This window comes from Streptomyces sp. NBC_00572 (assembly GCF_026341815.1).
In the GTDB taxonomy this organism is placed as follows: domain Bacteria; phylum Actinomycetota; class Actinomycetes; order Streptomycetales; family Streptomycetaceae; genus Streptomyces.
The window spans coordinates 2,881,224-2,900,442 of record NZ_JAPENX010000001.1 but is presented as its reverse complement, the minus strand read 5'-3'; the positions used below and the strand labels follow the sequence as shown (position 1 = coordinate 2,900,442).

At 70.3% G+C, this 19,219-nt stretch carries 20 protein-coding genes and 1 riboswitch; of the genes, 12 read left to right on the top strand and 8 right to left on the bottom strand.

The genetic code is table 11. The features are described from left to right. Positions 1-131: 131 nt before the first annotated feature. The 3 genes from OG514_RS13300 to OG514_RS13290 all read left to right on the top strand — a co-directional run bounded on the left by OG514_RS13300 (position 132) and on the right by OG514_RS13290 (position 3,735). Positions 132-1,238, top strand: a complete 1,107-nt coding sequence (locus OG514_RS13300; protein WP_041130217.1) for a LacI family DNA-binding transcriptional regulator — start codon at positions 132-134, stop codon at positions 1,236-1,238. A 318-nt stretch (positions 1,239-1,556) separates the two neighbouring features. Beyond that, positions 1,557-2,927 carry a metallophosphoesterase gene (locus OG514_RS13295; RefSeq protein ID WP_266900843.1) on the top strand — a complete coding sequence of 457 codons (1,371 nt, stop codon included), beginning with the start codon at positions 1,557-1,559 and terminating at the stop codon, positions 2,925-2,927. A gap of 160 nt (positions 2,928-3,087) precedes the next feature. Further along, a complete protein-coding gene (locus OG514_RS13290; RefSeq protein WP_266894187.1) occupies positions 3,088-3,735 on the top strand; it encodes a hypothetical protein in 648 nt (215 codons plus the stop codon). Between the two features lie 94 nt (positions 3,736-3,829). On the opposite strand, the gene thiC is transcribed toward OG514_RS13290, so the two are convergent. Continuing rightward, positions 3,830-5,623 (bottom strand): phosphomethylpyrimidine synthase ThiC, encoded by a 1,794-nt coding sequence (gene thiC, locus OG514_RS13285; RefSeq protein ID WP_266894185.1) that lies wholly within the window; start codon positions 5,621-5,623, stop codon positions 3,830-3,832. Beyond that, positions 5,617-5,763, bottom strand: a riboswitch (TPP riboswitch). It overlaps the preceding gene by 7 nt. A 38-nt stretch (positions 5,764-5,801) precedes the next feature. Between thiC and OG514_RS13280 the strand changes: the two genes are divergently transcribed. Beyond that, positions 5,802-7,244 carry a YibE/F family protein gene (locus OG514_RS13280; protein WP_266894183.1) on the top strand — a complete coding sequence of 481 codons (1,443 nt, stop codon included), beginning with the start codon at positions 5,802-5,804 and terminating at the stop codon, positions 7,242-7,244. A 9-nt stretch (positions 7,245-7,253) separates the two neighbouring features. Here OG514_RS13280 and OG514_RS13275 read toward each other — a convergent pair whose 3' ends face one another. The 4 genes from OG514_RS13275 to OG514_RS13260 form a co-directional block, all read right to left on the bottom strand. Then, positions 7,254-7,697, bottom strand: coding sequence for an SsgA family sporulation/cell division regulator (locus tag OG514_RS13275; RefSeq protein ID WP_266900842.1), 444 nt, complete (start codon positions 7,695-7,697; stop codon positions 7,254-7,256). A gap of 138 nt (positions 7,698-7,835) precedes the next feature. Then, positions 7,836-8,606 (bottom strand): helix-turn-helix domain-containing protein, encoded by a 771-nt coding sequence (locus OG514_RS13270; protein ID WP_323181535.1) that lies wholly within the window; start codon positions 8,604-8,606, stop codon positions 7,836-7,838. A 237-nt stretch (positions 8,607-8,843) separates the two neighbouring features. Then, positions 8,844-9,062 carry a DUF5326 family protein gene (locus OG514_RS13265; protein WP_266894180.1) on the bottom strand — a complete coding sequence of 73 codons (219 nt, stop codon included), beginning with the start codon at positions 9,060-9,062 and terminating at the stop codon, positions 8,844-8,846. Positions 9,063-9,332: 270 nt separating this feature from the next. Continuing rightward, entirely contained in the window at positions 9,333-9,650 is a 318-nt protein-coding gene (locus OG514_RS13260) for a cupin domain-containing protein (RefSeq protein WP_266894178.1), read from the bottom strand. A gap of 51 nt (positions 9,651-9,701) precedes the next feature. Between OG514_RS13260 and OG514_RS13255 the strand changes: the two genes are divergently transcribed. From OG514_RS13255 to OG514_RS13235, 5 genes are all read left to right on the top strand, one after another. Further along, entirely contained in the window at positions 9,702-10,079 is a 378-nt protein-coding gene (locus OG514_RS13255; protein WP_266894176.1) for a phage holin family protein, read from the top strand. 9 nt (positions 10,080-10,088) lie between these two features. Further along, on the top strand, positions 10,089-10,580 hold the full coding sequence (locus OG514_RS13250; RefSeq protein ID WP_266894174.1) for a low molecular weight protein-tyrosine-phosphatase: 492 nt from the start codon (positions 10,089-10,091) through the stop codon (positions 10,578-10,580). Between the two features lie 5 nt (positions 10,581-10,585). After that, positions 10,586-11,710, top strand: a complete 1,125-nt coding sequence (locus OG514_RS13245) for a cystathionine gamma-lyase (RefSeq protein ID WP_266894172.1) — start codon at positions 10,586-10,588, stop codon at positions 11,708-11,710. Positions 11,711-12,027: 317 nt separating this feature from the next. Next, positions 12,028-12,924 carry a LysR family transcriptional regulator gene (locus OG514_RS13240; protein WP_266894170.1) on the top strand — a complete coding sequence of 299 codons (897 nt, stop codon included), beginning with the start codon at positions 12,028-12,030 and terminating at the stop codon, positions 12,922-12,924. Between the two features lie 91 nt (positions 12,925-13,015). Then, entirely contained in the window at positions 13,016-13,495 is a 480-nt protein-coding gene (locus OG514_RS13235; RefSeq protein WP_266900841.1) for an NUDIX domain-containing protein, read from the top strand. Here the strand turns inward: OG514_RS13235 and OG514_RS13230 are convergent. Both OG514_RS13230 and OG514_RS13225 read right to left on the bottom strand, forming a co-directional pair. Next, positions 13,438-14,955 carry a globin domain-containing protein gene (locus OG514_RS13230; protein ID WP_266894168.1) on the bottom strand — a complete coding sequence of 506 codons (1,518 nt, stop codon included), beginning with the start codon at positions 14,953-14,955 and terminating at the stop codon, positions 13,438-13,440. The two genes, OG514_RS13235 and OG514_RS13230, sit on opposite strands and share 58 nt — an antisense overlap. Continuing rightward, positions 14,900-15,553 (bottom strand): HAD family phosphatase, encoded by a 654-nt coding sequence (locus OG514_RS13225; RefSeq protein WP_266894166.1) that lies wholly within the window; start codon positions 15,551-15,553, stop codon positions 14,900-14,902. The genes OG514_RS13230 and OG514_RS13225 overlap by 56 nt, the downstream gene beginning before the upstream one ends. Before the next feature lie 119 nt (positions 15,554-15,672). Here OG514_RS13225 and OG514_RS13220 point away from each other — a divergent pair, with 119 nt between their 5' ends. From OG514_RS13220 to OG514_RS13210, 3 genes are all read left to right on the top strand, one after another. Beyond that, entirely contained in the window at positions 15,673-16,536 is an 864-nt protein-coding gene (locus OG514_RS13220; RefSeq protein WP_266894164.1) for a GNAT family N-acetyltransferase, read from the top strand. A gap of 208 nt (positions 16,537-16,744) precedes the next feature. Further along, positions 16,745-17,203, top strand: coding sequence for a MarR family winged helix-turn-helix transcriptional regulator (locus OG514_RS13215; RefSeq protein ID WP_266894162.1), 459 nt, complete (start codon positions 16,745-16,747; stop codon positions 17,201-17,203). Between the two features lie 52 nt (positions 17,204-17,255). Further along, the gene (locus OG514_RS13210; RefSeq protein WP_266894160.1) at positions 17,256-17,708 is read left to right on the top strand and encodes a GNAT family N-acetyltransferase; all 453 of its coding nucleotides are present in this window, start codon (positions 17,256-17,258) and stop codon (positions 17,706-17,708) included. Positions 17,709-17,783: 75 nt separating this feature from the next. Here the strand turns inward: OG514_RS13210 and OG514_RS13205 are convergent, their stop codons facing one another. After that, a complete protein-coding gene (locus OG514_RS13205) occupies positions 17,784-19,166 on the bottom strand; it encodes a serine hydrolase (RefSeq protein WP_266894158.1) in 1,383 nt (460 codons plus the stop codon). Positions 19,167-19,219 lie beyond the last annotated feature (53 nt).

The following is a 19,219-nucleotide window of genomic DNA, read 5'->3' as shown; positions in this document are numbered from 1 at the left end:
CCATGGCGAAGGCCCTAACTACCTTGGATTCATTGCCTCTTGATGCCTTTCGGCCATGCAGAAACGTGCCTGTCAACGCCCGCATATGCGACCGGCCCAACCACCCCTCATCGCCCTACTATCGGCTCGCCATGACAGCAGCAGGGAAGCACCAGGTGAGCCGGGCACAGACCCGGGGAAGCCGGCAGGGCCGGGCAGGCATCCGGGACGTGGCCGCCGCCGCCGGGGTCTCCATCACGACTGTCTCCGACGCGCTCAACGGCAAGGGCCGACTCCCCGACGCCACCCGCCGTCACGTGCGCGAGGTCGCAGACCGGCTGGGCTACCGCCCATCCGCGGCGGCCCGCACGCTCCGCACCGGGAAGTCGGGACTCATCGGCCTGACCGTGACCACGTACGGGGATGAACCTTTCACCTTCACCGAATTCGCGTACTTCGCGGAGATGGCCAGAGCAGCCACATCGGCGGCGCTCGCCCGGGGCTACGCCCTGGTCATCCTCCCCGCCACCTCCCGACATGACGTCTGGTCGAACGTCGCCCTCGACGGCACCGTCGTCATCGACCCCTCCGACCACGACCCGGTCGTCACCGAACTGGTCCGCCAGGGCCTGCCCGTCGTCTCCGACGGACGCCCCGCCGGCACCCTTCCGGTCACCGCCTGGGTCGACAACGACCACGAAGCCGCCGTCCTCGATCTGCTCGACCATCTCGCCGACGCCGGCGCCCGCCGCATCGGTCTCCTCACCGGAACCACCACCGACACCTACACCCGCCTGTCCACCACCGCGTACCTCAACTGGTGCGAGCGGGTGGGCCAGGACCCCGTCTACGAGGCCTATCCGGCGCACGACCCGTGCGCGGGCGCCGTCGCGGCCGACCGGCTGCTCGCCCGCCCGGACCGGCCGGACGCCGTGTACGGCCTCTTCGACCCCAACGGAACCGACCTCCTCGCGGCCGCGCGCCGCTACGGGCTGCGTGTCCCGGACGACCTGCTGCTGGTCTGCTGCAGCGAGTCGACCGTCTACGCCACCACCGAACCGCCCATCACGACGCTCTCGCTCAAGCCGCGCCGGATCGGCACGGCCGTCGTCCAGCTCCTCATCGACGCCATCGAAGGGATCGACACCGACGGCCCGGTCGAGCAGGTGATACCGACCGAACTCATCGTCCGCACCTCCTCGCAGCGCCGTTCGCCGCGCACGACCGTCAGCCCACCGCGTTCACCCGCGAAGGACTGACCCCCGGACGACGGGTCCACGAACGACTGATCCACGCAGCACTGATCCACGCAGCATCGACACCCCGTCAACCAGCGTCACCGAATCCGCCGTCCCGTCCCCTGCCCGTGGGCCGGGGCGGCGAAACCGGCCACCGAACCGGCCTCAACCCTGGACTCGACCTTCTCAATTCGGGCGAAACAACCGGTGAACCCCGAGTGGACCCGGATTCACCACCCCTGGTGCGTCACACAGGAGGACCCTCATTCCTATGATGGGCGCACGACATCGTGGACCTCCCCGACCAGGCCGGTCCACGATGTGCAGGGCATCGCGACGGTGGTGGAGGGGTCCATGACTCAGGGGGCCGGGCAGGAGCCCGTGGTGCGCACGGCGACATTGCGTGACTTCCGTGTACCGCCGTACGCCCGCGTGCCCGTACAGGGCCATGCCACCGAACCGACGTCCACGGAGCCTCTGCCGGTGCCTCCACCGGCCGGACCTCCTCCCGCGGAGCGGGCACCCACGGCCGCACCCGCGCCCGTCCCGCCCGCCGCACCCCCGGCCGTCGCACCCGTCGTGCCCGCCGCACCCGTGGCCGCACCCGTCGTGCCCGCCGCACCCGCGCCCACCGCGCCCGCCCCCGCCGAACCGACCCTGCATCTGGGACGCCGCCTGACCGCCCCCGCGTACCCCGCCGCGGCCGGCTCCTCCATCGTCTCCGTCGCCACCGGTCACCCCGGCAACGCCTTCCCGGAGGGCGCGATGCCCGAGGGCTACACCCCGACCGAGCGCGACCTCCCGGTCATCAACCGCGGCGACACCGTCCAGGTCCCGATCGCCCCCGAGCCCGGCCTCGCCGCGGAGCCCGCCGTCGCGAGCGGCGAGGGCCCCGGCCCGCTCTTCGTCGTCGGTGACGTCCACGGCTATCTCGACGAACTCGTCGCCGCGCTGCGCGCCCAGGGCCTCATCGACGAGAACGGCGGCTGGGCCGCCGGCAACGCCCGTCTCTGGTTCCTCGGCGACTTCACCGACCGCGGCCCCGACGGCATCGGCGTCATCGACCTCGTCATGCGCCTCTCCGCCGAGGCCGCCGCCGCCGGCGGCTACTGCAAGGCCCTCATGGGCAACCACGAACTGCTGCTCATCGGCGCCAAGCGCTTCGGCGACACCCCGGTGAACTCCGGCGCGGGCACCGCCACCTTCCAGGCCGCCTGGCTGCTCAACGGCGGCCAGAAGCACGACATGGACCGGCTCCAGGACGTCCACCTGCAGTGGATGTCCCGGCTCGACGCCGTGGTGCTGGAGGACGACCACCTCCTCCTGCACTCCGACACCACCGCGTACCTCGAATACGGCGAGACCATCGAGGACGTCAACGACACGGTCCACGAGATCCTCAACCGGAACGACGCCGACGAGGTCTGGGACGTCTTCCGGAAGTTCACCAAGCGCTTCGCGTTCCGCGACGAAGGCGGCCCGCAGGCAGTCCAGGAGCTGCTCTCCACCTACGGCGGCCACCGGGTCGTGCACGGTCACAGCCCGATCCCGTACCTCCTCGGCCAGGTCGGCACGGAGGACAGCGAGGGCAATTCGGGCCCGAACGTCGACGGACCGCACGTGTACGCCGACGGGCTGGCGATCGCCATGGACGGCGGAGTGACCATGGCCGGAAAGCTACTGGTCGTCCAACTCCCGCTGAACAGCTGACGCATAACCCTCCGCATCCGGGGAAGGCGAATTCCGGAAACACCCTGTCAGCGCGTGGCACGACCGCAATACCATCGGGTCCATCCGTAGCAGGCTCTCCTCCGTTTCCGCCCAACCGACCGTTTCCCACGGCTGATCCGGGCCTACGGAGCATCGGGGGATGCACATGAACGTGGCTCCGCACCTGCTGACCGAGGACCGCGCCGAGTACGAGCGGGTCCTCGACGACGCACTGAGCACCGCCCACGCACGTCCGGATCTCGCCGGGGCCGGGACCCGGCTCACACTCGCCCAACTACGCTCCCTGACCCTGAACGCGACGACTCTGGTCACCAGCGCGGCGGCGAGCGAGTACGACCACTTCGTGAAGGTGCGCGAGCAGAACCGCGCGGCCCTCGGGACCCGGGCACCTGCGTCCCCGGACCGCTCCGGCCCCGGCCCGGGCGTCGTCGCGATCTTCACCGTCATGGTGCCCGTCCTCGCGGGCGCGGCCGCCGTCATCTTCCTGCTGGTCGGCGCGGTCCTGCACGCCCTCGCCCCCACCGCGGTGTTCGGGGCGACCCTCCTCACGGCAGGTCTGGTCTTCGGCGCCGTCGCCGCCGCCGGACTGCTCGGCGCCGCCGCGGGACTCCTGGTGACGGCCCTGCGCAACAGCCCGGCCGAAGTCAGCGCGGGCGGACCGCCCGCCGCGGCACCCGACGACGAGCTGTCACTGGCGCGGGAGGCATGGCGTCGCGCGCTGCTGGAGCGCGGCATCCTGCCGTTCCTCCGCGACGTCCTCGCCGCCACCGGCCCACCGGGCCCCTGAGACACCACCGGCCCGCGACTCCCCCGGGGTCGCGGGCCGGCTCAAGCGCTGGAGGTGGTCGGTCCACCGGCGGGGGTCAGTCCGCCAGAGGTGGTCAGTCCGCCAGCGGCAGGTACACGCGGTTGCCGGTCGCCGCGAACTCGGCCGACTTCGCCGCCATGCCGGCCTCGATCTCGTCCGCCTTCAGATCGCCGCCGTGCTCCCGCCGGATGTCCTGCGAGATCTTCATCGAGCAGAACTTCGGACCGCACATCGAGCAGAAGTGCGCGGTCTTCGCGGGCTCCGCCGGCAGCGTCTCGTCGTGGAACTCACGTGCGGTGTCCGGGTCGAGGGCCAGGTTGAACTGGTCCTCCCAGCGGAACTCGAACCGCGCGTCCGAGAGCGCGTCGTCCCACTCCTGCGCGCCCGGGTGCCCCTTGGCGAGGTCCGCCGCGTGGGCCGCGATCTTGTACGTGATGACACCGGTCTTCACGTCGTCGCGGTTGGGCAGGCCCAGGTGCTCCTTGGGCGTGACGTAGCAGAGCATCGCCGTGCCCCACCAGGCGATCATCGCCGCACCGATGCCGGAGGTGATGTGGTCGTACGCGGGCGCCACGTCCGTGGTCAGCGGGCCGAGCGTGTAGAACGGCGCCTCCTCGCAGATCTCCTGCTGGAGGTCGATGTTCTCCTTGATCTTGTGCATCGGGACGTGGCCCGGACCCTCGATCATGGTCTGGACGTTGTGCCGCTTGGCGATGGTGTTCAGCTCGCCCAGCGTCTTCAGTTCGGCGAACTGAGCGGCGTCGTTGGCGTCCGCGATCGAGCCGGGGCGCAGCCCGTCGCCCAGCGAGTACGTGACGTCGTACGTCGCGAGGATCTCGCAGAGCTCCTCGAAGTTCGTGTAGAGGAAGTTCTCCTTGTGGTGCGCGAGACACCAGGCGGCCATGATCGATCCGCCGCGCGAGACGATGCCGGTCTTGCGGCGCGCGGTGAGCGGCACGTACGGCAGGAGTACGCCGGCGTGCACGGTCATGTAGTCCACGCCCTGCTCGGCCTGCTCGATGACCGTGTCCTTGTAGATCTCCCAGGTCAGGTCCTCGGCACGGCCGTCGACCTTCTCCAGCGCCTGGTAGAGCGGCACGGTGCCGATCGGCACGGGGGAGTTGCGCAGGACCCACTCGCGGGTGGTGTGGATGTTGCGGCCGGTGGAGAGGTCCATGACCGTGTCGGCGCCCCACTTGGTCGCCCAGGTCATCTTCTCCACCTCCTCCTCGATGGAGGAGGTGACGGCGGAGTTGCCGATGTTGGCGTTGACCTTCACCAGGAACCGCTTGCCGATGATCATCGGCTCGATCTCCGGGTGGTTGACGTTGGCCGGGAGCACCGCGCGACCTGCCGCGATCTCCTCCCGTACGACCTCGGGGGAGACGTTCTCCCGGATCGCCACGTACTCCATCTCCGGGGTGATCTCACCCCGGCGGGCGTACGCGAGCTGGGTCACGGCCTGGCCGTCGCGGCCACGGCGCGGCACGCGCGGGCGGCCGGGGAAGACGGCGTCGAGGTTCTTCAGCCCCCCGCCGCGCGGCGAGGTGTGCTTGATGCCGTCGTCCTCGGGGCGGGCCGGGCGGCCCGCGTACTCCTCGGTGTCGCCGCGCGCGATGATCCAGTTCTCGCGCAGCGGCGGAAGGCCCCGCCGTACGTCGGTGTCGACGGTGGGGTCGGTGTACGGGCCGGACGTGTCGTACAGCGTGACGTCCTTGCCGTTGGTGAGGTGCACCTGACGGACCGGCACCCGGAGGTCGGGGCGCGAGCCCTGGACGTACCCCTTGTGCCAGCCCGGCGTGCGGGCGCCGTCGGCAGAGGTGTCGTCCTGCTCGGAGGCAGGCGTGCGTGCATCCTGAATGGTCATGAGACCGATCTCCCTACGCCGGCATTACCCGGTAACAGGTTCGGCGGTCGGCGCAGCCTCCTCCCGTACGTACATCAGTACGCGCGTACGGTGATCAGCGCCCTCTCAGCCCGGTGCTCCGAGCTCCCGCGTGTGCAAAGGTGCCACCACGCTAGCGTCCTCCCTGGCGTGCTGAACAGTGGGCCCCCACCGTTCTTGCGATGATCGGTCGGTGACTTCCCCCCAACAGACTCCCGAGCCGCACTCCCCCGACCAGGATCATGGCCCTCACCAGCACGCTCAGGAACACGGATCCCACGGGCACGGTCAAGCACACGGATCCCACGGGCACAGCCACAACCACGGGCCCGCCACCCCGGTCTCCCGGCATCTGCGCAGGGTCATCGCCGCGATCCTGATCCCCTTCGCCACGGCGGTCGTGGTCGGGCTCGTGGTCCTGTGGCCCGGTGGCGCTCCGGCGCACGAGCGCACCGGCGTGGGCTTCGACCGGCAGACCGAGCAGGGCAAGGTCGTCGCCGTCGAGCAGGTCGACTGCGCTTCGGTGAACGCGGGGCAGGTCCCGCCGACCGGTGACACCTCGACCCCGCAGGGGCGCGAGGCGGTCAACGCGCAGCAGGGGGAGTGCGAGAAGGCGACGATCGAAGTCACCAGCGGTCCGGAGAAGGGGCGTACGTTCACCGAGATCGTGCAGCCGGACGCACCGCGCCAACTGCACGAGGGACAGGGCGTAGTGGTGGCGTACGCGCCCGACGCCCCGCGCGATCTGCAGTACTCGGTCACCGATGTGAACCGGAAGCTCCCGATGGCGGTGCTCGCCGGGATCTTCGCCATCGCGGTCGTGGTCGTCGGCCGGATGAAGGGCGTGATGGCACTCGTCGCGCTCGTCGTGAGCTTCCTGATCCTGACGTTCTTCATCCTGCCTGCGATCCTCGACGGGTCGAATCCGCTGGTCGTGGCGGTGGTCGGATCGAGCGCCATCATGCTGATCGCGCTGTACATGTGCCACGGTCTCTCGGCCCGCACCTCGGTCGCGGTGCTCGGGACACTGATCTCCCTGCTGCTGATCGGTCTCCTCGGCTCGGTGTTCATCGGCTGGGCCTCGCTGAGCGGCAACACCGACGACAACACCGGCCTGATCCACGGCCTGTACCCGAACATCGACATGTCCGGCCTGCTCCTGGCCGGGGTGATCATCGGTTCGCTCGGCGTGCTCGACGACGTCACGGTCACCCAGACGTCGGCGGTCTGGGAGCTGCACCAGGCCGACCCGGGCATGGGGCCGCGCGCGCTGTACCGGGCCGGGATCCGGATCGGCCGCGACCACATCGCCTCGGTCGTGAACACACTGGTGCTCGCCTACGCGGGTGCCGCCCTCCCGCTGCTGCTGCTCTTCTCCATCGCGCAGAGCAGCATGGGGACGGTGGCCAACAGCGAGCTGGTCGCCGTGGAGATCGTCCGGACGCTCGTCGGGTCGATCGGTCTGGTCGCCTCCGTGCCGCTCACCACGGCGCTCGCGGCCCTGGTGGTCTCCGCCGACCGTACGGAGGCCGGGGGCCTGGCGGCGACGGGCGGCCGAAAGCCCGCGGCCGCACGCGGCGGACGGCGCCGTCGCGCGAAGTGACGTCCCGGCTCAGGCCGCCGGTCCGGCGTTCTCCTCGGCCAGGATCTTGCCCAATGCGGCTTCCAGGTTGTCCTCGAAGTCGCCGAGTGTCCGTTCCTGACCGAGTGGAACGAGCTTGTCCGTACGGTCGAGGAAGGCGACCAGCGGCGGTGCGCTGGCCCGGAACAGGGCGCGGTCACCGCCGACCTGGAGTCGGATGGAGACGTCCGAGAGTCCCTCGGGCTCCGTCGGGGCGATGTGCACATCACCGTCCCCACTCGGCCGGTTGATCCCGTCGAGCAGCAGCTCCCTGCCGAACGCCCAGGTCACAGGCGCGTCTCCGGGGAGGTGGAAGGTCATCCGCACCGCGTAGGGATCCCGGGTCTCATATCGCAGTTCTACCGGGATCTTGAAGGAGAGCTCCTCGGAGACGAGGAAGCTCATCAGGACCTCGGCCTGAACGGACTCTCGCATCATGTACCCCGCAGTAGATGAAGCAGTTGTGTAAACACAGCTGCTGAAAGCTGTGACCGAAACGGCCAGGAATGATCCCCCGTGGCCCTCTTGACGCAATCGTGCTGTAAGCACTAGCAGATCACAAGGAGTGATTTTTCAGATACTGATAGAGAACGCGAGTGAACTGAAGAGCCTCCCGATCTCCGTGCGTAGCCGCTCGACTGCTGGGAGCAACCGTTCTTCCTGGTGAAGGGGGAGGGAAATGGCCATTGCGGCCGCCGCGGAGCCCGCGGTGATGGGGATTGCGGCACAGACAGTGCCGAGCGCATATTCCTGACGCTCTACCAGGGGCTCCATTCGCCCCAAACCGCCCAAACGCTCCAAAAGCAGGCGTTGGTTACGCACCGTGTACGGAGTGATGGCTTCCACCGGGTGGCGGTCAAGGTGGTCTTGACGAGATTTCAGATCGAGTTGACTCAGCAGACACTGCCCGATCGCGTGGGCGTGTGCGGTCTCGCGAAAGTCGGCCCATTCCTCCACTGCGGGGGCGGAAGGGGTGTCGGCGACAGCGACGAGCTCGATCTCCCCCTCGCGATAGAGGGCGAAGTAGACGGGCACACCGATCTCGTCCCGCCAACGGGCAAGGGAGTCTTCGATCTTGATGCGACGATTCTGCACATCTCCACCGCCGGCCAGTCGGACCGCGGCGTCGCCCAGGACGAACACACCCTTCTCGCGGACCAGATAGCCCTCGTGCGTCAGGGTGCGGAGCAGGTGGTACGTGGTGGGTAGCGGAAGGCCCGTCTCACGGGCGAGCTGTTTGGCCGGGGCGCCTTCCGCATGGGAGGACACGGCCTCCAGAAGTCTCAGCGCTCGCTGCACCGAGCCGATCAGGGTAGGCGCAGCCGTCTGCGTAGCCGTGGCCAAAGGTCACCCCCAGGCGTGACGACGGACGCATTGCATCCGCCCGCGGGGGCCGCCCCCGCGCGCCCGCCGGGCCTGGGAAACCGCTGGTCAGAACGGAGGTCTACACCTGTAGTCCCCAACGCGGCGGAGGGATTCCACTCTAGTGGCAGCCCCCGGGGCCACGCCCTGATTCGACCAGCGCGTTCCCCCGGGCGGGCTAATACCCTCCGTCGGCTCCATACCGATCGGTAGCTTGTGCTACCACTCCTCGCGCGACCGGTCGGAGGAGCTGAACTTCCGTACGACGTAGATCAGTCCGGCGACGAGGGCCACGAAGAGCAGCACCTTGAAGAGCACTCCGACCACGAAGGCCAGGACGCTGGTGATCAGTCCGCCGAAGACGATCAGGGCAAGCGCGGGTATGGCCACCCACTTCACCCACCAGGGCATCCCCGCGAGAATCTCCTGTACGGCCATGGTCCACTCCCTCGCTCTCGAAGACTGTTCCGCGCACTCCGCGCCGAACACCTCCAAGGCTAGGGGCCGGGAGAGGCCCACGGGGGCCCTGCGGCCCCCGCTCTCCCCTGATCCGACCCCTAGGGGCTTCGGGCCGCCCGACCCTCGATCCGGGACCCCGCGTCTCGGGGTCGGAGCCCGGGTCCGGGAGTCGGAGCCCGGGTCTCGTCAGGGCCGGAGCCCGGGTCTCGGGGCCTGCCCCAGGGGTCTCGCCGTCCGGCTCCCCGGCCCTCAGCTCTCCGGCGGGGAGAAGACCACCATCACCCGCAGGTCCTCGCTGATGTGGTGGAACTTGTGCTCCACCCCGGCCGGCACATAGACGACGCTGCCGCGCGCCACCTGGGTCGTCTCCGCCCCGACCGTGATCGCCGCCCGGCCGCTCACCACGAAGTACACCTCGTCCTGGCGGTGCGGCTGCTGCGGATCGAGCTCCCCGGCGTCCAGCGCGTACAGACCGACCGACATGTTCCGCTCCCGCAGGAACTGAAGGTACGCGCCCTTGTTCGCGGCACGTTCCGCCTCCAGTTCATCCAGTCGGAATGCCTTCATTGCCTGTCAGCCCCTGCCGTTGGCCCGATCATGTCTGCCACGATCAGACACATGATGAATTTCGTAGTCAAGACGCTCGCGAATGCGGGCGCCCTCGGAGTCGCCATCTGGCTGCTCCAGGACATCACCCTGACCGGTGAAAGCACCGGCAAGAAGGCCCTGACCCTCATTCTCGTGGCCCTGGTCTTCGGGCTCGTGAACGTCTTGGTCAAGCCGGTCGTCAAGCTCCTTACACTTCCGCTCTTCATTCTGACGCTCGGCCTGATCACCCTCGTGATCAACGCCCTGATGCTGCTCCTCACCTCCTGGCTGGCGGAGCAGTTCAACCTCAGCTTCCACGTGGAGGGCTTCTGGACCGCCGTTCTGGGCGGTCTGATCATCTCCGTCGTCTCGTGGGCGCTGAACGTCGTGCTCCCCGACGGCGACTGAGTGCCGCCCGTGACCTACCGCGTCTGTTTCGTCTGCACCGGCAACACCTGCCGCTCGCCGATGGCCGAGCACGTCTTCCGCAGACATGTGGAGGAGGCCGGCCTCGGCGGGCTCGTGGTGGTCGAGAGCGCCGGCACCGGAGTCTGGCGCGAGGGCGAGGCCGCCAACCCGCGCACCGTCTCCGTACTGGAGGAGCACGGCTACACCTCGGCGCACACCGCCCGTCAGTTCCGGGCCTCCTGGTTCCCGGCCGTCGACCTGGTGATCGCGCTGGACGAAGGGCACCTGCGGGAGCTCCACCGGCTCGCCCGCACGCCCGAGGAGGCGGCGCGGACACGACTGCTGCGCTCCTACGACCCGGCCGCCGGGAACGCGCTCGACGTCCCCGACCCGTACTCCGGGGGCCGTGCGGACTACGAGGAGTGCCTTGAGATGGTGGAGGCCGCGAGCGGAGGACTGCTCGCGGCCGTTCGCCTGGAACTGGAGGACCGGACACTGTGACGGACATGGAAATCGGTGACGGAACGCGCGCGGTACGGGCCGGGCTGCCCGAGCCCGTCAAGTACGAGCCGACCCTGCCGGGGCCGGTATTCGCCGCGCACTTCCATCTGCCGGGCGAGCCGACGGGCGGGTACGCGTACGGCCGCGACGAGAACCCGACCTGGACCCATCTGGAGCGGGCGATCGGCGAGCTGGAAGCGCCGGGGGAGCAGGGCGTCGAGACGCTGGTGTTCGCCTCGGGCATGGCCGCGATCTCCGCCGTCCTCTTCTCCCAGCTGAAGGCGGGCGACGCCGTGGTGGTGCCCACCGACGGCTACCAGGCCCTGCCGCTGCTCCACGAGCAGCTGAGGGCGTACGGCATCGAGGTCCGCACCGCACCCACCGCCGCCGACGGCCAGCTCGCCGTCCTCGAAGGGGCCCGGCTGCTGTGGATCGAGACCCCGTCGAACCCCGGGCTCGACGTCTGCGACATCCGGCGTCTGGTGCGCGAGGCGCATGCCGTGGGGGCGCTCGTGGCTGTCGACAACACCCTCGCCACCCCGCTCGGCCAGCGGCCGCTCGAACTGGGCGCGGACTTCTCCGTCGCCAGCGACACCAAGGGCATGACCGGACACGGCGACATCCTGCTCGGCCATGTCAGCTGCCGCGATCCCGAGCGGGCGGCGGAGGTACGGCGCTGGCGCAAGGTCGTCGGCGCCATCCCCGGCCCCATGGAGGCCTGGCTCGCCCACCGTTCGCTCGCCACGCTCCAGCTGCGGATCGACCGCCAGTGCTCCACCGCGCTCGCGCTCGCGCAGACGCTCGCCGGGCGCGCGGACGTGACCGGGCTGCGCTACCCGGGGCTGCCCGACGATCCCTCGCACACGGTGGCCGCCCGGCAGATGCGGCGCTTCGGGCCCGTGATCTCCTTCGAGCTGGCGGACCGGAAGCGGGCCGAGCGGTTCCTCGACGAGCTGCGGCTCGTGGACGACGCCACCAGCTTCGGCGGCGTGCGCTCCACGGCGGAGCGGCGCGGGCGCTGGGGCGGGGACGCGGTCGCGGAGGGCTTCATCCGGTTCTCGGTCGGCGCCGAGGACCCGGAGGACCTGATCGCCGATGTGCTGCGGGCCCTCGACGAGGCCGGGGCGTAGGCACGTCCGGGACGCGGCCGGCGTCGGCCCCGGGACATCGGCTTCACGGGTCCCGGGACATCGGCCGCACGGTCCCGGGCGCACGGCCTTCACGGTCCCGGGCGCACGGAACGAGGCGCTCCGAGCCTCCCCCCTCGTGGCTCGGAACGCCTCGGTTCCACGCGCGGAGACCGCCTGAACAAGGCTAGTTGACTGTGCGTCAGTGTCCAATCACGGTAGCGACAGAGACCTATCGACTTATTTATAGTTGGACGGTCCTGAGGCGCCGTCAGCCGGCCGCCTGAGTCGAACGGCCGCACGGCCGGGAGGAGGCGGACATGGATCTGGCTCTGCTGCGCACGTTCGTCACGGTGCACCGGGCCGGCTCCTTCACCCGCGCCGCCGCGCTCCTCGGGCTCTCCCAGCCGGCCGTCACCAGCCAGATCCGGACGCTCGAACGACAGCTCGGACGTCCCCTCTTCCTCAGACAGGCCCGCGGGGTCACACCGACGACCATCGGCGACGAACTCGCGCACCGCGCCGCTCCCCATCTGGACGCCCTCGTGGAGATCGCCGAGACCGGCCTCGACGAGGAGAGCGGCGTCCGTACCCTCCATGTCGCGGGGCCCCCGGAGTTCACCGCGCTCCGCGTCCTGCCCGCCCTCACCCCGCTGGTCGGCCAGGGGCTCGCCGTACGGGCGTCGTTCCTCGGCAACACCGAGGAGATCCTCGACGGGCTCGCCGCGGGCCACCACGATCTGGCCGTCGCCACCGCCCGGCCCCGGGGCGGTCTTCTTGTCTCCACGCCGCTCTGCGACGAGGAGTACGTCCTGGTCGCGGCGCCGCGCTGGGCGACCCGGCTCTCCCCCGACGTACTCCTGCGCAAGGGCGCGGTGGTCCTGGAGCAGCTCCCGGTGGTCGAGGTGCACGAGTCGCTGCCGTTCGTCGCCCGCTACTGGGCGAGCGTCTTCGAGACCAAGCCGGCGGTCGCCGCCACCGTCATCGCCCCCGATCTGCGGGCCGTGCAGGAATCGGCCGCCTCCGGCGCGGGGCTCGCCGTGCTTCCCCGCTATCTGTGCGAGGAGGCCCTGGAGCAGGGCAGGCTCGTGGCGCTGCTCGATCCCCCGGTCCCTCCGCTGCGGACCTACTTTCTGGTCGTACGCACGGGGACGCTCGCGCTCGCGCCCATCGCCCGGGCTCACGAGGAACTGCTGCGGGCCGCGGGGGACTGGTGAGTTTCCACGGGGCACTGATGACTTTCCGCCGGGGACAGCGAGTTTCAGGACACCTCGGACGGGCCATTTTCTTCCCATGAACGAACGGCCCATGAACGAACGGCCCGTGATCAAGCGCACCGCACGCGCCATCCTGCTCGACGGGGACGATCTCATCCTCATCAAGCGCACCAAGCCGGGGATGGATCCCTACTGGCTCACGCCCGGTGGCGGCGTGGAATCCACCGACACCACCGTCGTCGAGGCCCTGCACCGCGAGGTGCACGAGGAGCTCGGCGCCAAGATCACCGATGTGGTGCCCTGCTTCGTCGACACCGTCGAGCACATCGTCGACGGCGGGGTCTCCGGGGTGAAGGTCCAGCACTTCTTCGTCTGCCGCCTCGACTCCATGGACACCTCACTGCGGCATGGCCCCGAGATGGACGAACCGGTCGGGGAGTACGAGATCGTCCGGGTGCCCTTCAGCCGGGTCGGCATCGCCGCCGTGCACCTCGTCCCGCTCTCCCTGCGCCACTACCTCGACGGCAACATCGAGGGCGTCCGCGCGATGCACGCCCCCGACCTGGGCTGATCGGCGGCCGCCGAAGCCAGCTCGGCAAGGAAGTCGTGGCGGATGCGCTCCGCGGGGACCCCCGCTCCCCGCAGCGCGTCCACCCCGCGACGGACCATGCCGAGCGGCCCCGAGAGATAGGCGTCGCGTTCGCCCCAGGGGCCGTAGCGGCAGACGGCCTCCGGGAGCCGGCCCTGTTCCTCGGTGACCGGGTGGACGGAGAGCCAGGGGAAGGTCTTCTGGAGCCGCATCATCGTGTCGATGTCATAGAGGTCGTGGCCGCTGCGGGCCCCGTAGAAGACATCGACCGGACGCCGGTCCCCGTGCTCGGCGACGTCCTCCACCAGGGCCTTGATGGGGGCTATCCCGGTGCCACCGCCCACGCAGAGCAGGCCGGTGTCCGTGGCGTGGTCGACGGTCATGGAGCCCGCCGGCGGCCCCAGGCGCAGGACGTCTCCGGGGCGGGCCCGATGGACCAGCGCGTTGGACACCCAACCGGCCGGAACCGCCTTCACGTGCAGGGAGAGCAGTCCGTCGGGCCGGGGCGCCGACGCGAAGGAGTAGTGACGCCATATCCGTGGCCACCACGGAGTCTCCAGCGTCGTGTACTGCCCCGCGAGAAACGGGTACGGCTGGTCGGGCCGCAGCGTGACGACGGCGACGTCCGGGGTGCGCAGATCGTGGGAGACCACCTCCGCCTGCCACCAGGCGGGCGCCGACCGCTCGTCCTCCGCCGCCGCGTCGATCATGATCTGGGAGATCGTCGTGTACGTACGGACCCAGGCCGCCTGGGTCTCCTCGCTCCAGGTCGTCGTCGCGTACCGCACGAGCGCGCCGATCAGGGCCTCACCCACAGCCGGGTAGTGGGCGGAGTGGGTGCCGTACTTGCGGTGGCCCCTGCCGAGGTTCTGCAGGTAGGCGGTGAACACCGGAACGTCGTCCAACTGCTCCGCCGCGGTGAGGAGCGCCTTCAGGAGCCGGTCCCGCTGGGTGTCCATGGCCGCGGGGAACATCTCGCGCAGCTCGGGGTTCCGGATGAAGAGCAGGGCATAGAAGTACGAGGTCACCCGGTCGGCGACCGGGGCGATCTCCGCCAGAGTGCGGCGGACGAGCACCGCGTCGACGGAGGCTTCCCCGGGTATTCGGGGCTCGTTCCCGTCCCCCGCCCGGCCCTCCTGACCGTCACCCGCCGGGGACCCCTGGTCCTCTGCCGGGGAGCCCTGACCATCCCCCGCGCGGGCCGCGTACCTGTCCGTCGCCCCGGGCTCGCGGCCGTCCGCGTCGTCCGCCGCCCTCGTGGTGGTCGGAGCATCCATCATGTGCCTCGCCCTCGCGCTGGCCGGCTTCCGTGGTCGCAGCATGACCCTCCCGAACGCCACTTCGGACTGAAAGCGGAGTTCTCGGGCCATAGGGCAGGGTTTCTGGCTAAGCTGCGCTGTTTCGGACCAGGGCGTAGGCCTCGCGCAGATCCCCGCCGGCATAGCTGTGACGGGAGAGCCCGGCGAGATGGTGGTCCGCGTTCACCGCCACGGTCTCCGGCACGATCGCGAAGAGTTCCGCGTCGGACATCGAGTCTCCGTAGGCGATGCAGTCGGCCGGGTCCACCCCGTACTCCGCGCAGAGCTTCCGTGCGATCCGCACCTTCGCGCTCGCGTCGAGGATGCCGGGCCGGTGGATCGGCTCGGTGAAGGGGACGGCCGGCCAGCGCGAACCGTGCGCCGCGTCGACGCCCCAGTCGAGAAGACGCTCGACGAAGAAGTCCGGAGAGAGGGAGATGACCGCACAGCGGTCGCCCCGGTCCCGGATGTCGGCCCAGACCTCGCGGATACCCGCCAGCCAGGGCGCCCCTTCGAAGGCGGCCGCGACCTGGTCCGGAGTGAGCGCGGACCACAGCTCGCGGGCACGGACGGCGAACTCGTCCGGGGTGAGCCCCTGGAGGAAGCCCTCCTCCAGGGCGGCGATCTCGTCGACGAGGCCCATCTGTCGGGAGATCTCCACGGCGGCGGCCGATCCGCGGATCAGGGTGCCGTCGAGGTCGAAGAGGTGCAGTCGTCGAATGCGAGGTTTCACGTGAAACATCGTCCCCATGCCACGACGTGGAATCAACGTCTCCTCCCGGCCAAGGGTCACGCATTCGTATCGGCCAGATCCGCTAAACCGGTGGACGGAAGATCACCGCGTCGGTCAGCCTGAAAGGTATGCCGACCTCCCCCTCCCCGCTCGCCCAGCTCCCCGTCCGGCGCCTCGGCTCCGACGACCTCCTCGCCTGCGCCGACCTCTCCGAGAACCGGAACTGGCCGCGCGAGGAACACAAGTGGGGGCTGCTGCTCGCCGCGGGCACCGGCTACGGCATCGACGACCCGTCCGGCCCGGGGCTTGCGGCCTGCAGCGTGGTCACCTCGTACGGCCCGGGACTCGCCGCGATCGGCATGGTCCTCGTCGCCGAGCGGTACGCACGCCAAGGGGTGGGACGCCGGCTCATGCGGCACGTCCTGGCGGAGGCGGGGGACACCGCGCTCACCCTGCACGCCACGCCGAACGGGCAGCCCCTGTACGAGCAGCTCGGCTTCGTCCAGACGAGCCGGGCGGAGATGGTGCACGGGCGCTTCACCTTCACCACGCCCGCTCCGGCCGTTCCGGTCCGCGCGGCGACGGCGGAGGACCTCCAGGCGATCCTGCGCCTGGACCAGGAGGTCTTCGGCCTCGACCGCACGCACCTCATCACGCGGCTCCCCGCGTTCGCGGACCACCTCCGGGTCGCGGAGGAGGACGGCGAGATCACGGGCTTCGGAGCGGCCTGGCCCAACATGGACACGCATGTGATCGGACCGCTGATCGCCCGGGACCCGGCCACGGCCCAGGCCCTGATCGCCTCGCTGGCGGCGGCCACCGACCGCCCCCTGCGTACGGACATCGACGTGCGTCACACAGCTCTGCTGAGCTGGGTGAAGGAGAACGGCCTCGACTCGATCATGTCCAATTCGGTGATGGTCCGCTCCCTCCCGGACCTCCCCGGCGACTGGCGCCAGCGCTTCGCCCCCCTGACGGTCGCGGCCGGATAGGCCCTCGGCGTCCGGGCTCGGATCTCGGCTTCCGGCCCTCGCCTCCCGTGCCTCGCCTCCGCACCTCGGCTCCTGGGCCTCGGCTCCTGGGCCTCGGCTCCTGGCTCGCGACCCTCGGTAGATTACTTGCAGACGCGCATTATTGCGCCGCATCGTCTACCCTGGGTCGAGAGCCGCTCCGGTGCCGAGGAGAGACCGAGGAGAGACCATGACCGCGACCGACCCCGCACTCACCGCGCTCTCCCAGCGCTGGTGCGCCCTCTCCCTGCTGCACGGCAGGATCGAGTCGCACATCGAGCGCGCCCTGGAGTCCCGGCACGGACTGAGCGTGCGGGAGTACTCGCTCCTCGACGTCCTCAGCCGCCAGCACAGCGGACCGGGCGGCCACCTCCAGATGAAGCAGGTCGCCGACGCGGTCGTGCTCAGCCAGAGCGCCACCACCCGACTGGTCACCCGGCTGGAAGACCGCGGCCTGCTCACCCGGTACCTCTGCGCCACCGACCGGCGCGGCATCTACACCGATGTCACCGAGCCCGGCCTGAAGCTTCTGGCAGAAGCCCGCCCCACCAACGACAGCGCCCTGCGCGAGGCCCTCGACGAGGCCGCGAAGAACCCGGAGCTGGCCCCCCTGGTCCGGGTCGTGGAGGGCGTGAGCGTTCCCGCGTGAGCGCTCCCGTGCAGCGAGATGGCGGAAGTGAGCCCGGCGTACGCTGCGGGGCATGAGCGATCTTGAGATACGCCCCGCCACCGCGGAGGACCTCGAAGCCATCGTCGCGATGCTCGCCGACGACCCCCTGGGCGCGCAGCGCGAATCCCCGGACGACCTCGTTCCGTACCTCGCCGCCTTCGAGCGGCTCGCGAACGACCCGCACCAGAATGTCGTCGTGGCCGTCCGCAGAGACAAGGTCGTCGGCACCCTTCAGCTGACCGTCATCCCCGGGCTCTCCCGCCGGGGCGCCACCCGCTCCATCATCGAGGGCGTCCGCGTCCACGCGGAGGAACGCGGCAGTGGCCTGGGGACGCAGCTCATCGAGTGGGCCGTCGAGGAATCCGGACGTCTGGGCTGCCACCTCGTCCAGCTGACCTCCGACGCCACCCGCACCGACGCACACCGCTTCTACGAGCGCCTCGGCTTCGAGGCCTCCCACGTGGGCTTCAAGAAGACCCTCTGAGACGGGCGGGCACGAGAACAGCGCACCGGGACATCGTCCCGGTGCGCTGTTTCACGTGAAACAGCGCAGAACGGCTCAGAGGCCGCGCCACCCCGCCTCGTCCACGCCACCCGGCACCGCGTCCGCCGGCGCGTACGGCTCCCGGGTGAACACGAACGAGCCGAGGTCGAGGTGGCTCACACTGCCGTCGGCGCGCCGCACCGCCCGGAGCGTCTCCCCCTCGTAGTAGCCGTTCAGCCCGACCCAGCCACCCTCGGGCAGCGCTCGGAAGCGAGCCCGCCGCCCGGCTCCCCGCAGGGGTTCGAGCACCACCCCCCGCTCGGGGCCGAGCCGAAGCCCGTAGGCGTACGTACCCCAGTACCAGGGCCCCGTCAGGGCCAGCAGCTCCGCGTCGGCCTCGGCCTCGGGAAGCGGGCGCCACGGCTCCGGGAACCTCGGCTCCGCCTCCGCCACGATCCGTACGAGATCGGCGGCCACGACCCCCGTCAGCGGTCCCGAGGTGGCATTGGAGAGGGCGATCGCCGCCAGTCCGTCCTCCACGCTCACCCAGAGGGCTGCGACGAAGCCGGGGAGGGAGCCGGTGTGGCCGATCAGGGTGCGGCCGTCCTTGCGTACGAGCTGGAGACCGAGCCCGTAGCCGCCCTCCCAGTCCCCTTCGCCGGCCGCGGAGGCCGGAGCGCGCATCTCCTCCACGGAAGCCGCGGCGAGGACCCTCTCGTCACCCCCCGCGAGGAACGCGGCGAAGCGGGCAAGGTCCCCCGCCGTCGACCAGAGCTGCCCGGCCGGCGCCATCAGCCCGAGGTCCTCGGACGGCTCGGGCAACATCACATCGGCCCAGGGGTGCACCGCCCAGCCACCGGCGTGCGGGGCGACCGGATCGAGCGTCGTCCGGCTCATCCCCAGCGGCTCCAGGATCTCGCGCCGCAGCGCCTCCTCCCAGGAGACCCCTCGCACGGCCTCGATCAGCGAACCGAGCAGCGTGTACCCGGGGTTGGAATAGTGGTGACGGCGCCCCGGTGACCGGAGGAAGGGCCGCTCCCCCAGAACGTCTGCGAGCTCCGGCCGCAGTGCGGATGACGAGCGCTCCCACCACTGGCCGGGCGTCTCGGCCGCGAGCCCCCCGCTGTGTCCGAGGAGTTGGGCGATCGTCACCTCCCCGACGCCGGTCCCCTTGAGATACCGCTCCAACGAGTCGTCGAGACCGAGGAGTCCCTCGTCCCGCAGCCGCATCACCAGCACGGCGGTGAACACCTTGGTGATCGACCCGATCCTGAACTGCGTGTCGGCGTCCGGCGCGTGTCCGTCCACACAACTGCGCGAACCGCTCCACACCAAAGCTCCGTCACGCACCACCGCCCCCACGAAGGACGGCGCCCGCCCCTCGGACTGGGCGACCGCGACGCGGTGCAGCAGAGCCCGCTCGGTACCGGGCAAAAGGGATTCGAAAGATGTAGTCATGAGACCCATCCAACGTGATCTTCCCCGTGGCGGCTTTCCGATTACCGCTGCGC